Annotated in this window: 12 protein-coding genes and 1 riboswitch; of the genes, 3 read left to right on the forward strand and 9 right to left on the reverse strand. The window is 74.8% G+C overall.

Annotated elements, in window-relative coordinates; translation table 11 throughout:
• Positions 1–93: 93 nt before the first annotated feature.
• The 3 genes from JQN70_RS04695 to JQN70_RS04705 all read right to left on the reverse strand — a co-directional run bounded on the left by JQN70_RS04695 (position 94) and on the right by JQN70_RS04705 (position 2,132).
• Positions 94–714, reverse strand: a complete 621-nt coding sequence (locus JQN70_RS04695) for an L-threonylcarbamoyladenylate synthase (protein WP_204130176.1) — start codon at positions 712–714, stop codon at positions 94–96.
• Positions 715–742: 28 nt separating this feature from the next.
• On the reverse strand, positions 743–1,594 hold the full coding sequence (locus JQN70_RS04700; protein ID WP_204130177.1) for a hypothetical protein: 852 nt from the start codon (positions 1,592–1,594) through the stop codon (positions 743–745).
• 67 nt (positions 1,595–1,661) lie between these two features.
• Positions 1,662–2,132: an OsmC family protein gene (locus JQN70_RS04705; RefSeq protein WP_204130178.1), complete on the reverse strand. Its 471-nt coding sequence runs from the start codon at positions 2,130–2,132 to the stop codon at positions 1,662–1,664.
• A gap of 29 nt (positions 2,133–2,161) precedes the next feature.
• Here JQN70_RS04705 and JQN70_RS04710 point away from each other — a divergent pair, with 29 nt between their 5' ends.
• Positions 2,162–2,758 (forward strand): histidine phosphatase family protein, encoded by a 597-nt coding sequence (locus tag JQN70_RS04710; protein ID WP_239110645.1) that lies wholly within the window; start codon positions 2,162–2,164, stop codon positions 2,756–2,758.
• Positions 2,759–2,776: 18 nt separating this feature from the next.
• Here JQN70_RS04710 and JQN70_RS04715 read toward each other — a convergent pair whose 3' ends face one another.
• Together JQN70_RS04715 and JQN70_RS04720 are read right to left on the reverse strand one after the other, a co-directional pair.
• The gene (locus JQN70_RS04715; RefSeq protein WP_204130180.1) at positions 2,777–3,442 is read right to left on the reverse strand and encodes a hypothetical protein; all 666 of its coding nucleotides are present in this window, start codon (positions 3,440–3,442) and stop codon (positions 2,777–2,779) included.
• On the reverse strand, positions 3,439–4,920 hold the full coding sequence (locus JQN70_RS04720) for a glutamate-cysteine ligase family protein (protein WP_204130181.1): 1,482 nt from the start codon (positions 4,918–4,920) through the stop codon (positions 3,439–3,441). The genes JQN70_RS04715 and JQN70_RS04720 overlap by 4 nt, the downstream gene beginning before the upstream one ends.
• Positions 4,921–5,014: 94 nt before the next feature.
• Between JQN70_RS04720 and JQN70_RS04725 the strand changes: the two genes are divergently transcribed.
• Positions 5,015–6,190 carry an exonuclease SbcCD subunit D gene (locus JQN70_RS04725; protein WP_204130182.1) on the forward strand — a complete coding sequence of 392 codons (1,176 nt, stop codon included), beginning with the start codon at positions 5,015–5,017 and terminating at the stop codon, positions 6,188–6,190.
• On the forward strand, positions 6,187–9,204 hold the full coding sequence (locus tag JQN70_RS20810) for an AAA family ATPase (protein WP_204130183.1): 3,018 nt from the start codon (positions 6,187–6,189) through the stop codon (positions 9,202–9,204). The genes JQN70_RS04725 and JQN70_RS20810 overlap by 4 nt, the downstream gene beginning before the upstream one ends.
• 15 nt (positions 9,205–9,219) lie before the next feature.
• Here JQN70_RS20810 and gcvP read toward each other — a convergent pair whose 3' ends face one another.
• The 4 genes from gcvP to ftsR all read right to left on the reverse strand — a co-directional run bounded on the left by gcvP (position 9,220) and on the right by ftsR (position 14,304).
• Positions 9,220–12,093: an aminomethyl-transferring glycine dehydrogenase gene (gene gcvP, locus JQN70_RS04735; protein WP_204130184.1), complete on the reverse strand. Its 2,874-nt coding sequence runs from the start codon at positions 12,091–12,093 to the stop codon at positions 9,220–9,222.
• A gap of 67 nt (positions 12,094–12,160) precedes the next feature.
• A riboswitch (glycine riboswitch) is annotated at positions 12,161–12,254 on the reverse strand.
• 80 nt (positions 12,255–12,334) lie between these two features.
• Positions 12,335–12,919 (reverse strand): MerR family transcriptional regulator, encoded by a 585-nt coding sequence (locus JQN70_RS04740; RefSeq protein WP_204130185.1) that lies wholly within the window; start codon positions 12,917–12,919, stop codon positions 12,335–12,337.
• A 171-nt stretch (positions 12,920–13,090) separates the two neighbouring features.
• Positions 13,091–13,582 (reverse strand): bifunctional nuclease family protein, encoded by a 492-nt coding sequence (locus JQN70_RS04745; RefSeq protein WP_204130186.1) that lies wholly within the window; start codon positions 13,580–13,582, stop codon positions 13,091–13,093.
• Positions 13,583–13,623: 41 nt separating this feature from the next.
• Positions 13,624–14,304: a transcriptional regulator FtsR gene (ftsR, locus tag JQN70_RS04750; RefSeq protein WP_204130187.1), complete on the reverse strand. Its 681-nt coding sequence runs from the start codon at positions 14,302–14,304 to the stop codon at positions 13,624–13,626.
• Between the last annotated feature and the right edge of the window lie 8 nt (positions 14,305–14,312).

Raw genomic sequence — 14,312 nt, forward strand, 5'->3', positions numbered from 1 at the left:
GCCCGGGGCCCGGGGGCGCCGCCCCCCGGGGGGGGGGGGGCGCCGGCGGGCCCCCGGGCCCCGCCCCGCCTCACGTCCGGGGTCGGACGGCCGTCAGCGGATCGGCCAGGGCCCGGCCCCCTGCCGCACCACCTCGCCCGCCGGGTCGGTCGTGTAGTCGACGACCGTCGTGGGCTCGGTGCCGCACTCGCCGGAGTCGATGACGACGTCGACGACGTGGTCGAGCTCCTCCTTGACCTGCCAGCCGTCGGTCATCGGCTCGCTCTCGCCCGGGAGGATGAGGGTCGAGGAGAGCAGCGGCTCCCCCAGCTCGGCGAGGAGGGTCCGGACGACCGGGTGCTCGGGGATGCGGACGCCGACGGTGCGCTTCTTCGCGTGGAGCAGCCGGCGCGGCACCTCGTGGGTCGCCGGGAGGATGAACGTGTACGGCCCCGGGGTGGCAGCGCGTACCGCCCGGAAGACGTGGTTGTCGACGTGGACGAGCTGCCCCAGCTGGGCGAAGTCGCGGCAGACGAGGGTGTAGTGGTGGCGGTCGTCGAGCCGGCGGATGGTGCGGATACGGTCCTTGGCCTGCTGGTCGCCCATGAGCGCCCCGAGCGCGTACCCCGAGTCGGTGGGGTACGCGACGAGCCCGCCCTCGCGCAGCACCTCGACGGTCTGGTGGATCGCGCGCGGCTGGGGGTCCACCGGGTGCACGTCGAGGTAGCGGGCCATGGGGTCACCCTAGGCCCGTCGAGCGGCGTCAGGACGAGCGCAGACCCCGGTCCCACAGCTCCTTGGTCTGGACGAGCCAGAACGCGGCGAAGAGGAGGATGAGCACGACCTCGACCGCGAGCACCAGGTGGTCCCACGGCGAGAGGAGGTTCGCCGCGACCGTCGCCGCGAGGGTCACGAGCATCGCCGTGGAGATCATCCGGTAGGTGCGGACGTAGCGCGAGGCCCCGCTGCCCGCGCTGCCCTGCGTCATGGCGCGGCCGACGTCGCGGCCGTTGAGCCACACGGCGACGACGATCGCGAGGAACATCGGGATCGCCGACACGTCGTGGCCGTGCGCGACGAAGGAGTCGCGGGCCACGTAGAACCACACCGCTCCCCCGCCCATCACCGCGAACGCGACGCCGAGGCCCAGCAGGTCACCGCGCCGGAGGCCGTCCGGCCCGGCCGCACGGCGCGCCGACACCACCCCGACGGCGAGGGCCACCGCCCCGAGGACGAAGAGCGACTGCATGTTGTTCGTCACCGCCGGGACGACGTCGGACGGCTGGATCGGCACCGAGGAGCAGGTGCCGGGGTCGCTCGTCGGGATGAAGGCGACGCCCGGTGCGAGCATCCCCGCGAAGTTCAGCGCGACGTCCTCGCCCGGGGTGTTGCCCTTGAGCGCGACGAGGCAGACGCCCATCGTCACGAGCACCCCGACGAAGACGGCCCGGGCCGGCGTGTGCCAGTAGGCGCTGATCGAGGTCTGGAGGCAGTCGAAGCCGGTGGCACCGAACTCGACGAGCACCGCCGTGAACAGCAGGAGGACGAGGCCCGCCAGGGCCAGCCGGAGGTAGCCGTAGGTGCGCACGGCGGCGAGGGCGGGGTCCGGCTGCATGGCTGCTCCTCTGGTCGGCGGGACCGTCACCGGTGAAGGAGGCGCCGGCACCTGCGGCGATACCTGCTCAGGCCTCCCGGTAGGTGACCGCCGCGCCGCGCTGGACGGTGCGCGAGACGGTGCACAGCCGGTCGCCGCTCTGCGCGATCGCCTTCGGCAGGCGTCCCCGGGCCCGGTCGCCGTCCTCCCCGTCGGGGAAGCGGACGCGGAAGGTGATCTCGATCCCCTCCATGAAGTTTCCGCCGTCGTCCCGCGCCTTCTCGCCCTCGGAGTCGACGTCGAAGGACACCGGCTCGGCGATGCGGCTCGTGATGAAGTCGACGTCGGTGGCGCTGCACGCGGCCATCGCGGTGAGGAAGAGCTCGACCGGCGTGAAGTCCTCGGTGTCCCCTCCCCCGCCGACGCGCAGCGTGCCGCCCCGGGTGTTGCCCACCTCGTAGACGCCCTTCTCGAGGCGGGTCATCGTCACGCTGCGGTGACCGAGGCCGGTGCCTCCGGTCTCGGGCGGGGTGCTGGGGTCGCTCGTCACGGGGCACATCCTGTCACCGCCCTGCGAGGATGGCCGCCATGCCCGGCCGCCTCGTCCTCGTGCGCCACGGCGAGACCGAGTGGTCCGCCACCGGTCGCCACACCGGCCGCACCGACGTCCCGCTCACCGAACGCGGTGAGGCGCAGGCCCGGTCGCTGCGGCCCGCCCTCGAGTCGATGGCCGTCGCCCGGGTCCTCTGCTCCCCGCTGGCGCGTGCCCGGCGCACCGCCGAGCTCGCGGGGCTCTCGCCGGAGACCGACGAGGATCTGCTCGAGTGGGACTACGGCGGCTATGAGGGCCTGACCACCCCGCAGATCCGCAAGCAGCTCGCCGACCCGGACTGGACGGTGTTCCGCGACGGCGTCGTGCCGGGCGACACCCCGGGCGAGACGGTCGAGGAGGTCTCGGCCCGGGCCTCCCGGGTGCTGGCCCGCGTGGAGGGCTCGCTCGCCGACGGTGACGTCGTCCTCGTCGCGCACGGCCACCTGCTCCGGGTCCTCGCCGCGACCCGGCTGCGCCAGGAGCCCCGCTTCGGCGCGCACCTGCTGCTCGAGCCGGCGACCCTCTGCCTCCTCGACGAGGAGCACGGGGTGCCGGCGGTGCGCGGCTGGAACATCGAGCCGCCCCGCGGCTGAGGGCCGCGGGTCCGCAGATCAGACCTCCTGCATCCGACCGCGCACCCAGGCCACCGTCTGGACCGCCGCTACCGTCAGCAGGGCGAGGCTCGCCACGGTGCTGATGACGCCACCGACGTCGACACCATCGGCCAGCAGTCCCACCACGTAGGCACCGACGAGCACCGGGCTCAGCACCAACCCCGCCATCGCCCGGACCAACCAGAAGATGCCCATGCCGTTGGAGTACCCCGCGATGCGCCCGTGGCTCTCGAACCAGCTGAGGCCGGGAGAGCTCCAGAGGATGGCGTTCGCCGGCGTCAGGAGATCGCCCAGGTGTTGACCGTGCTGCTCCGGGAAGGTCATCTTGAAGAGCTCTGCGTGAGCTTCGCCGTACAGGTCGATCGTGGCGACGGTGGTCGCGGTCTCGACGGCGAGATAGGCGAGGATGACCGGGACGAGGTAACGCACCGTCGTCAGCTCACTGAGCGTGACGCCGAGGACGGTCACCTGACCGACGTCGTCCACGAGGAGCAGGCTGCCGACCGCAACGACGACGAGGCCGAGGAAGAGGCGCCTGCCGAAGGCGGACTCTGCGCGCTGCCAGTTCTCCCGCAGGTCGCTGAGGTACGCCACGCGGTCCTCGTGCGTCGCGGTGGCGAAGCCTCGTCGGATCTTGGAAACCGAGACATGCTCGGTCGTCATGGCACCGGCCAGGTGTGCACCGGCTCGTTGCCCGACATGTGGTGGGCGTAGCGCTCGACCATGAGGCGCAGGGCCTCGCGCCGGTCGTGCCCCTCGGCCTCGAAGTGCGCGACGGTGCGGGTCTGCCACTCCGAGCCGTTCAGCCCGGTCGTGGCCCGCCCCTCGATGATGCCGAGGTAGCGCTCGCGGACGGCGTCGGACACCCCCCAGGCCTTGAGCCCCTCGTGGGCCATCGGCAGGAGGTGGCGCAGCACGAGCTCGTCGGCCGAGACCTCGCCGAACCCCGGCCAGTAGACACGGGCCTCGATGCCGTCGCGGGCCGCGCGGCGGAAGTTCTCCTCGCACGCGGCGAAGCTCATCTTCGTCCAGACCGGGCGGTCGGCGGAGGCGAGCACCCGGATCGCGCCGTAGTAGAACGCGGCGTTGGCGAGGACGTCGGCGATGGTCGGGCCGGCCGGGAGGACCCGGTTCTCGACGCGCAGGTGCGGCGTGCCGCCGACGATGTCGTAGATCGGCCGGTTCCACCGGTAGACGGTGCCGTTGTGCAGCCTCAGCTCGGCGAGCTCGGGGGCGATGCCGGCCTCGAGCTTGGCCATCGGGTCCTCGTCGGTGACCTCGGCGAGCAGGGTCGGGAAGTACCGGACGTTCTCCTCGAACAGGTCGAAGATCGAGGTGATCCACCGCTCGCCGAAGAAGACCCGCGGCCGCACGCCCTGGTTCTTCAGCTCGACGGGACGGGTGTCGGTGGCCTGGGTGAACAGCTCGATGCGGGTCTCGGCGTGCAGCCGCTTGCCGAAGAAGTACGGGCTGTTGGCGGCCAGGGCGAGCTGGACCGACGACATCGCCTGCGCGGCGTTCCAGTGGTTGGCGAACTCGTGCGGGGCGACCTGGAGGTGCAGCTGGACGCTCGTGCACGCCGACTCGGGGGCGATGGAGTCGCAGTACGTGGCGACCCGCTCGCCCGTCGGGCCCTCGATGTCGAGGTACACGTCCTCGCCGCGGGCCAGGAAGATCGAGTCGTTGAGGGCGGTGTAGCGGTTGTTCCGGCTGATCCAGTCGCCCTCGTAGTGCTCGGGCATGATCGTCGGGAGGATGCCGATGGCGACGATCGTGGAGCCGACCCGCTTGGCCGCGGCGTCGGCGGCGTTGAGGCTGGCCCGCAGGTCGACCTCGAGCTCGAGCGCCGAGTCACCCGGCAGCGGCCGCGGCGGCACGTTGAGCTCGATGTTGTAGCGCGCCAGCTCGGTCTGGTAGCCGGGGTCGGCGATCGCCTCGAGGACCTCGGCGTTGTGGAAGTGCGGCTGCTGGTGGTCGTCGACGAGGTTGAGCTCGATCTCGAGACCGGTCATCGGCTTGTCGAACTCGAAGGAGCTCGTCGTGAGCATCCGCTCGAAGACGTCGAGGTTCTGGCGCACCTTCTCGCGATAGCGCTGGCGCTGCTCGCGCGTGTAGCTCTGCGCGTTGACCTCGGCTCCCATGACGACAACCAACCACATCGCGGGGTCCACGCGGTAGCGCACGGACGCGTTTCGGTCCCGGGCTCCGTCGGTGCCCTCTCCTAGCGTTGTCCCCGTGCGGCTGCTCCACACCTCCGACTGGCACCTGGGACGCGCGTTCCACGGTGTCGGGCTGCTCGGTGCCCAAGCGGCCCACCTCGACCACCTCGTCGAGGTCGTGCGCTCCGAGCGGGTCGACGCCGTCCTCGTCAGCGGCGACGTCTACGACCGGGCGCTGCCCGCCCCCGACACCGTCGCCCTGCTCTCCCAGACCCTCGAGCGGCTCGTCGACGCCGGCGCGCAGGTCGTCGTCTCCAGCGGCAACCACGACTCCGCCACCCGGCTCGGCTTCGCCTCCGGCCTGCTCGAGCGCTCCGGGGTCCACCTGCGCACGTCCGTCGCCGACGTCGGGCGGCCGGTGCTCGTCGGCGACGTCGCCGTGCACCCCCTCCCCTACCTCGAGCCGGCCCTCGTCGCCGACGCCCTCGGCGCCGTCGAGCGCACCCACGCCTCGGTCCTGCGCGCCGCGATGGAGCGGGTGCGTGCCGACGCCGCGGCCCGGGGCGGGCGCACCGTCGTCATGGCCCACGCCTTCGTGTCCGGCGGGGTCACGAGCGACTCCGAGCGCGACATCTCCGTCGGCGGGGTCTCGGCGGTGCCCGTCGAGGTGTTCGCGGGGGTCGACTACACGGCCCTCGGGCACCTGCACGGCCGGCAGGTCGTCGCCGACGGGGTGCGCTACAGCGGGTCCCCGGTCGCGATGTCGTTCAGCGAGGCCAGGCACCGCAAGGGTGGGCTGCTCGTCGACCTCGGGGGTGCCGAGGTCGTCGTCGAGGAGGTCGACGCGCCGGTGCAGCGGCCGCTCGCCGTGCTCCGCGGGCCCATCGACGAGCTCCTGGCCGACCCCCGGCACGCCGCCGCCGAGGGCGCGTGGTGCCAGGTGACCCTCACCGACCCCTCGCGCCCGCTCGGGGCGATGGAGCGGCTGCGCCGGCGCTTCCCGCACACCCTCGAGCTGCGCTTCGAGCCCGAGGGCGTCGCCGTGCCGCTGCGCCCGTACGCGGCGCGGGTGCGCGCCGAGTCGCCGGTCGACGTCTGCTGCGACTTCCTCGACCACGTCCGGGGCGGCCAGGGCGCCGACGCCGACGAGCGCGGGCTGCTCGTCGAGGCGGTCGAGGCCTCCCGGGTGGCCCGCGGGCTGACCGACGACGAGGGCGTGGCCCGGCCCGCGCGCGGGGCGGGTGCCGCGTGAGGATCCACCGGCTCGAGGTCGAGGCCTTCGGCCCGTTCGCCGGCCGCGTCGTCCTCGACGTCGACGAGGTCTCGGCCGCCGGGCTCTTCCTCGTCCACGGGCCCACCGGCTCGGGCAAGACCAGCCTCCTCGACGCCGTGTGCTTCGCGCTGTACGCCGACGTGCCCGGGGCCCGGCGCAAGCAGGCCCTCCGCAGCGACCACGCCGCCCCGGACGCCGTCCCCCAGGTGGTCCTCGAGGTCACGGTCGCCGGGCGGCGGCTGCGCATCACCCGCTCCCCCGAGTGGCACCGGCCGAAGAAGCGCGGCGACGGCACCACCCGGGTCCAGCCGGCCGTCGTCCTCGAGGAGCGCCTCGGTGGAGCATGGACGGCCCTCAGCACGCGGCACGACGAGGTCGCCGACGTCGTCCTCGACGTCCTCGGGATGGGCCTGAAGCAGTTCGCCTCCGTCGTCATGCTCCCGCAGGGCGACTTCGCCGCCTTCCTGCGGGCCACTCCCGAGGAGCGGCGCGAGATCCTCGAGCGGCTCTTCGACATCGGCGTCTACTCCGACGTCGAGCAGTGGCTCGCCGACGCCCGCCGCGACGGCGCCGCCGGCCTCGACGACGCCCTGCTCGCGCTGCGGGCCGACCTCGTCCGGCTCGACGACGTCCTCGGAGCGCTGCGACCCGACGGGGCGGACGACCCCGACGGCGCGACCCTCGCCGGGACCGCCCTCGACGCCCTGCCCGCGCGGCTGGCCGAGGTCGCCGACGGCCTCACCGACCGGGTCACCGCCTCGCTCGCCGCCCTCGACGCCGCAGAGTCCCTCGAGGCGCTGGCCACCCAGCGCCTCGCCGGGGCGCAGGAGGTCCTCGGCCACCGCCGCCGGGGCGAGCAGGCGCGGGCCCGGCTCGCCGCGCTCGACGCCGCCGCCGACGAGCACGCCGAGCGGGTGCGCACCCTCGACGCCGCCGACCGGGCCGCCGGCGTGCGGGGTCACCTCACGGCGCTCGACCGGCTGCGGGCCGAGGCCGACGCCCGCACGGCCGACCTCGACGCGCAGCACGACGCCGTCGCCGCCCTCGGGGTCGACCTCGCCGGGACGGACGCCGGCGACGCCGCCGAGCGGGCCCGCTCCCTCGACGACGTCGTCGCGGCCCTGGCCCGCGACACCGGCACCGCGCGCGAGCTCGCGACGGGCCTGGCGGAGGGCACCCGCCGGCGGGACGGGCTGGTGGCCCGGGACGCTGCGCTCGCCGACGAGGTCCCGGTCCTGCGCGCGGCGGTCGAGGCCGCGGAGGCCACGGTCACCCGGCTCTCGGGTGACGGGGCCAGGGTCGCGCCCCTCGCCGCCGCCGTCGAGGAGCAGGAGGCCCGGCTCGCCCTCCACGACGGTGTCGACGCCGACCGCCGGCGCGTCGAGGCGCTCCAGCCCACCCTGGCCGAGGCCCGCACCGCGGTGTCGGAGGCCCTCGCCGCCCTCATCGCGCTCCAGCAGCGCCGGCTCGACGAGATGGCCGCCGAGCTCGCCACGGGTCTCGCCGACGGCGCGCCCTGCCCGGTGTGCGGATCGGCCGAGCACCCGGCCCCGGCCGTCGCCGTCGACCCGGTCACCCCCGAGCAGCTCGCCGTCGCCGAGCAGGCCGTCGCCGGGGCGCGCGCGGCGTCGGCCGCCGTCGAGGGCGAGGTCACCGCGCTCGAGGCGGCCGTGGGCACCCGTCTCGACGTCCTCGGCGGGGCGACCCGCGCCGACGTCGAGACCGCCCTCGAGCAGGCCCGGGCCGAGCACGCCGACGCGGTCACCGCCGCCGCCTCGCTCGCCACCGGGACGGCGGAGCTGCGGGTGCGGCGGTCGGCCCTCGAGCGGCTCACCGCCGAGCAGGACCGGCTCGCGGCCACGCTCGAGGCCCTCGACGAGCGCCTGGCCGAGGTCGCCACCGAAGCCGAGGCCACCACCGTCCGGCTCGCCGACGACCTCGCCCAGCACGCCGGCTGCCCCTGCGGCGGAGGCGCCGACACCCGCCGGCACGCCCGCGTGGTCACCGCGCTCACCGAACTCGCGACGGCCTCGGCGTCGGTGTCCGACGCCCGGGCCCGGCTCGACGCCGCGTCCGAGGACCTCGCGGCCGCCCTGTCCGACACCGGGTTCGCCACCGCCCGGGAGGCCGCCGAGGCCCTCCTCGGGGTGGCCGACACCGACCGGCTCCGCGACGCCGTGCTGGGCCACGAGCGCGACCGCACCGCCGCCGCGGCCGCGCTCACCGAGCCCGAGGTGCTCGAGGCCCTCGCCGGTGACGCACCCGACGTCGACGCGCTCCGGCTCGCCGCCGCCGAGGCCCGGCGCACCGTCCTCGCGGCCGGCACCGAGCACGACGCGCTCGGCCGGGCCACCCGGACCCTCGAGCGGCTGCGCCCGGGGCTCGAGGCCGCCTGTGCCGCCGTCGCCGACCGCGCCGCCCGGCAGGCCCGGGTGCGCGAGCTCGCCGACACCGTCGGCGGCACCGGGGGCGACAACACCCTCCGGATGCGGCTCACCTCGTTCGTCCTCGCGGCCCGGCTCGAGAAGGTCGCGGCGCTGGCCAACGAGCGGCTCGCGGTGATGGGCGGCGGGCGCTACCTGCTCGAGCACAGCGACGACCGGGCGGCCCGGGGCGCCCGGTCCGGGCTGGGGCTGCGGGTCCTCGACCAGTGGACGGGCCGGTCCCGCGACACCGCCTCGCTCTCCGGGGGCGAGTCGTTCATGGCCTCGCTCGCCCTCGCCCTCGGGCTCGCCGACGCCGTCCGCGAGGAGGCCGGCGGCCTCGACCTCGGCACGCTCTTCATCGACGAGGGGTTCGGCAGCCTCGACGACGACAGCCTCGAGCAGGTGCTCACCGTCCTCGACGGCCTGCGCGAGGGCGGGCGCGCGGTCGGCGTCGTCAGCCACGTCGCCGACCTGCGGGCCCGGATCCCGCACCAGGTCGTCGTCACCAAGGGCGCCGACGGCAGCGGGGCCACCGTGCGGGCCGCGGGCGCGGCGCCCGCGGCCTGAGCGGCCCGAGCGGCCTCAGTCCTCGAAGGCCTCCGGCGAGGGGCACGAGCAGACGAGGTGCCGGTCGCCGTAGGCACCGTCGATGCGGCGCACCGGCGGCCAGTACTTCGCGGCCGGGTCGACGCCCTCGGGGAAGGCGGCGGCGCGCCGGTCGTACGGGTGGTCCCACTCGGCGGCCAGCGACACGGCGGTGTGCGGGGCGTGCCGCAGCACGCTGTCGGCGGCGGCGACCGCCCCCGAGCCGACCTCGTCGATCTCGCCGCGGATGGCGATCATCGCGTCGCAGAACCGGTCGAGCTCGCCGAGGTCCTCGCTCTCGGTCGGCTCGACCATGAGGGTGCCGGCCACCGGGAAGGACATCGTCGGGGCGTGGAAGCCGTAGTCGATGAGCCGCTTGGCGACGTCGTCGACGCTGACCCCGGTCTCCTTGGTGATGCCCCGCAGGTCGAGGATGCACTCGTGCGCGACGAGGCCGTCGTGGCCGGAGTACAGCACCGGGTAGTGGTCGCGCAGCCGGGCCGCGACGTAGTTGGCGTTGAGCACCGCCACCTCGGTGGCCCGGCGCAGGCCCGCCCCGCCCATGAGCCGCACGTACGCCCACGAGATCGGCAGGATGCTCGCCGAGCCGTAGGGGGCCGCGGACACCGGGCCGACGCCGGACCCCGGACCGGCCTCGGGGTCGAGCGGGTGGTTCGGGAGGAACGGCGCGAGGTGCTCGCGGACACCGACCGGGCCGACGCCCGGGCCCCCGCCGCCGTGCGGGATGCAGAAGGTCTTGTGGAGGTTGAGGTGCGAGACGTCGGCCCCGAACTTCCCGGGCCGGGCCACCCCGACGAGCGCGTTGAGGTTGGCGCCGTCGACGTAGACCTGGCCGCCCGCGTCGTGGACCAGGGCGCAGAGGTCGGTGATCGTGTCCTCGAAGACGCCGTGCGTCGAGGGGTAGGTGACCATGATCGCCGCGAGGGTCTCGCGGTGCTCCTCGACCTTGGCCGACAGGTCGTCCATGTCGACGTTGCCGGTGACCGGGTCGGTCTTGACGACGACGACCCGCATGCCGGCCATCACCGCGCTCGCGGCGTTCGTGCCGTGCGCGCTGGACGGGATGAGGCAGACCCGCCGGCCCTCGTCGCCGCGCGAGCGGTGGTACGCGGCGATGGCCAGCAGCCCGGCGAGCTCGCCCTGGGAGCCGGCGTTCGGCTGGAGCGAGACCGCGTCGTACCCGGTGATCTCGCAGAGCCAGCCGGACAGCTCGTCGACGAGGCCGCGAATCCCCTTGGTCTGCTCGAGCGGGGCGAACGGGTGGAGGTTGGCGAACTCGGGCCAGGTGACCGCCGCCATCTCGGTCGTCGCGTTGAGCTTCATCGTGCAGGACCCGAGCGGGATCATCCCGCGGTCGAGGGCGAAGTCGCGGTCCGAGAGGCGGCGCAGGTAGCGCAGCATCGCCGTCTCCGAGCGGTGCGCCGAGAAGACCGGGTGGGTGAGGTACTCGGAGGTGCGGGTCAGCGCCTCCGGCCACTCGGGCGCGGCGACCTCGACCCGCTCGGGGGCGGTGACGCCGAGGGCGCGGCAGACCTTGCCGAGGACGACGAGATCGGTGGTCTCGTCGAGGCTCAGCAGCACGGTGTCGTCGTCACGGCGCCAGAGGTTGACCCCCTCGGCCAGCGCGGCGGCCACGACGCCGTCGGCCTCGCCCGGCACCCGCAGGGCGAGGGTGTCGAAGGACGGGCCGTCGGCGACCTCGACGCCGCCCGCGCGCAGCGCCCCGGCGAGGGCCCGGGCGTGGGAGTGCACGCGAAGAGCGATCTGCCGCAGCCCGTCCGGGCCGTGGTAGACGGCGTACATGCTGGCCATCACGGCGAGGAGGACCTGCGCGGTGCAGATGTTCGACGTCGCCTTCTCGCGGCGGATGTGCTGCTCGCGGGTCTGGAGGGCGAGGCGGTAGGCGGGCGCGCCGTCGGCGTCGACCGACACCCCGACGAGCCGTCCGGGCAGGGTCCGCTCGAGACCCGCGCGCACCGACATGTACCCGGCGTGCGGACCGCCGAAGCCCATCGGCACGCCGAAGCGCTGGGTGGTGCCGACCGCGACGTCGGCGCCCCACTCCCCCGGCGGGGTCGCGAGCGTCAGCGCGAGCAGGTCGGCGGCGGCGGTGACCAGCGCCCCGACCTCGTGGGCGGCCTCGGCCAGCGCGCGGTGGTCGCCGAGCCGGCCGTCGACCGCGGGGTACTGCACGAGGACGCCGAACACCTCGGCGCCCGCCGCGGCCCGCAGCGCGTCGGCGGAGTCGACGCCCGCGAGGTCGGCGACGACCACGGGGATGCCGAGCGGCACCGCGCGGGTGCGCAGCACGGCCAGGGTCTGCGGGAAGACGCCCTCGTCGACGAGGAGCACCGCGTCGGCGGCCACCTTCGAGCTGCGGCGCATCAGGGTCATCGCCTCGGCCGCTGCGGTGCCCTCGTCGAGCAGCGAGGCACCGGCGGTGGCGAGGCCGGTGAGGTCGCCGACGACGGTCTGGAAGTTGAGGAGGGCCTCGAGCCGGCCCTGGGAGATCTCGGGCTGGTAGGGCGTGTAGGCCGTGTACCAGGCCGGGTTCTCGAGGACGTTGCGCTGGATCACGGCGGGCGTGCGCGTGCCGTAGTAGCCGAGTCCGATGAGCGAGGTCAGGACCCGGTTGCGGGCGGCGACCTGGCGCAGCTGGGTGAGCACCGCGGCCTCGGACCCGGCGGCCGTGACGTCGAGCTCGCCCTCGAACCGGATCCCGCCGGGGACCGCGGTGTCGACGAGGTCGTCGAGGGAGGAGCGACCGACGACCTTGAGCATCCCGGCGAGGTCGTCCTCGCGGGGACCGATGTGCCGGCCGGCGAACTCGGGAAGGGTGGGCGTGCTCACGGGACCTCCAGGGAGACGGACGGGTGTCGTCCTCCCCCTCTGTCGGCCGGTGGGCCTCCAGAGGTGCCTGTCCCGTGCGGTCCTTGGGCCTGAGAGGTTCCGGGGAGTGTTGCCCCTTCGGCGCCCCGGCACGTGGCCGAGGACTCTCCCGCACGGTGTGAGCGGCCCGGCAACCCTAACACCGGGACGGCGTCGCCACCGCCCGCGACGCCGCGTGGCGGGGCAGGTGGTGGAGGGTGGGTCAGGCCAGGCGCGCCGCGCGGCGCAGGCCGAGCTCGTCGCCCGCCTGGACGGCCTCGGCGCCGCCCTCGTGGTCGGAGCGCTCGCTGGGGAGCGAGGCGAGCTCGCCCTCGACCTCACGCCAGACCTTGCCGACGGCGATGCCGAAGACGCCCTGACCGCCCTGGAGGAGGTCGATGACCTCGTCGGCGGAGGTGCACTCGTAGACCGAGGCGCCGTCGCTCATGAGGGTGATGCCGGCGAGGTCGTCGACGCCGCGCGCCCGCAGGACCTGGATCGCGCCGCGGATCTGCTGGAGCGAGACGCCGGTGTCGAGCAGGCGCTTGACCACCTTGAGCACGAGGATGTCGCGGAAGCCGTAGAGGCGCTGCGTGCCGGAGCCGCCGGCCGCGCGCACGGAGGGCTCGACGAGACCGGTGCGGGCCCAGTAGTCGAGCTGGCGGTAGGTGATGCCGGCGGCCTTGCAGGCCGTCGGGCCGCGGTAGCCGACCTCGTCGTCGAGCTCGGGCAGGTCGTCGGCGAACAGCACGCCCTGCGCCGCGACCGGGACGGACCCGTTCGCTCGCGCCTCTCCGGTGGAGCCCACGCCTACCTCCTGATGTGGCCGCCTGTCGGGGGCGACTCTACGCCGGGGAATGACATGGACGTCACTCTCCGCGTCACTTCTGTGACGGGTGTGACGGTAGGGGCGGATGTGACTCAGGTCAACGACCCTCGTCGCGCCACGCTCACCGGCGTGTCGCGGCGGCGTGTCGGGTCAGGAGTCGGCCTCGGTGTCGAAGTCGTCGGCCGAGACGTGGTCGAGGAACTCCTTGAACTTCTCGACCTCGTCGTCCTCGGTCTCGGCCATCTCGACCCCGGCCTCGTCGAGCAGCTCGTCCTCGGCGACGATCTCGGCGCCGGCGCGCAGCGCGAGGGCGATGGCGTCCGAGGACCGCGAGTCGACGTCGGTGCCGCCGCCGGCCGCGCCGCCGTCGAGGGCGAGCACGGCGTGGAACGCGCCGTCGCGCAGGGCGACGATGCGGACACGGGTCAGCTCGTGGCCGAGCTCGTCGATGACGTTGCGGAGCAGGTCGTGGGTGAGGGGGCGCGGCGGGACGACACCCTGCTGCGCGTAGGCGATGGCGGTGGCCTCGGCGGCCCCGATCCAGATCGGCAGGTACCGGTCGCCGTCGCGCTCCCGCAGGAGGACGATCGGCTGGTTGTTGGGCATCTCGACCCGCACTCCGAGCACGTCCATCACCTTCACCCCGTCACCGTACCCCGGCTCCCCCGCCGCCCGGGTGGTGGTCAGTGACCCGTGCCGAGGCCACCCCGGACGAGGGCCGCGTGCAGGGCCAGGACGAGGTGGGTGACCTCCTCGCGACCGCGCCGGGCATCGGCTCCGCGCAGCACGCCCGTGGCCTGCTCGACGAGCCCGACCTCGCGGTCGGCCGCCGCGCGGAAGAGCCGCAGGTGCCGCGCCTCGACGCCGTACCGCGCGAGGCCGGCGGCGGCCCGGGCGGCCCGCAGGTCGTCCTCGCCGTGCAGTCCGTCGGGTCCGGGGCGGAGCAGCCCGTGGTCGACGAGCTCGGCGACCGCGCCCGGGGCGAGGGTGCTGGCCCGCGCGAGCTCGGCGGCGGTCAGCCGCACCGCCCGGCCGGCGAGCAGCGGGGACGGGTCGGGGACGTCGGGGTCGGGCGCGGGCTCGGGGACCTCCGGGCGCCGGTCGGGGCCGGTCGGCTCGAGCCCGCGGTCGATGGCCTCGAGCGCCTCGCGGATGACCTTGAGCGGCCAGAAGAGCTCGCGCTGGGCGCGGAGGACGTAGCGGATGCGCTCGACGTCGTCGGTCGAGTAGCGCCGGTAGCCGGACCCGCTGCGCTCGGGTGTGACGAGCCCCTCGGCCTCGAGGAAGCGGACCTTCGAGATCGTGACGTCCGGGAAGTCCTCGGACAGGGAGCGCACGACGGCCCCGATGGTCAGGGGCTTCACGGCCGGGG

It is taken from the genome of Phycicoccus sonneratiae, assembly GCF_016887965.1.
Lineage (GTDB): Bacteria > Actinomycetota > Actinomycetes > Actinomycetales > Dermatophilaceae > Phycicoccus > Phycicoccus sonneratiae.

Excerpts from the sequence above, each read along its gene's own strand:
- JQN70_RS04695 (WP_204130176.1), bottom strand. The coding sequence starts at position 714 with ATGGCCCGCTACCTCGACGTGCACCCGGTGGACCCCCAGCCGCGCGCG.
- JQN70_RS04700 (WP_204130177.1), bottom strand. The coding sequence starts at position 1,594 with ATGCAGCCGGACCCCGCCCTCGCCGCCGTGCGCACCTACGGCTACCTC.
- JQN70_RS04705 (WP_204130178.1), bottom strand. The coding sequence starts at position 2,132 with ATGTGCCCCGTGACGAGCGACCCCAGCACCCCGCCCGAGACCGGAGGC.
- JQN70_RS04710 (WP_239110645.1), top strand. The coding sequence starts at position 2,162 with ATGCCCGGCCGCCTCGTCCTCGTGCGCCACGGCGAGACCGAGTGGTCC.
- JQN70_RS04715 (WP_204130180.1), bottom strand. The coding sequence starts at position 3,442 with ATGACGACCGAGCATGTCTCGGTTTCCAAGATCCGACGAGGCTTCGCC.
- JQN70_RS04720 (WP_204130181.1), bottom strand. The coding sequence starts at position 4,920 with ATGGGAGCCGAGGTCAACGCGCAGAGCTACACGCGCGAGCAGCGCCAG.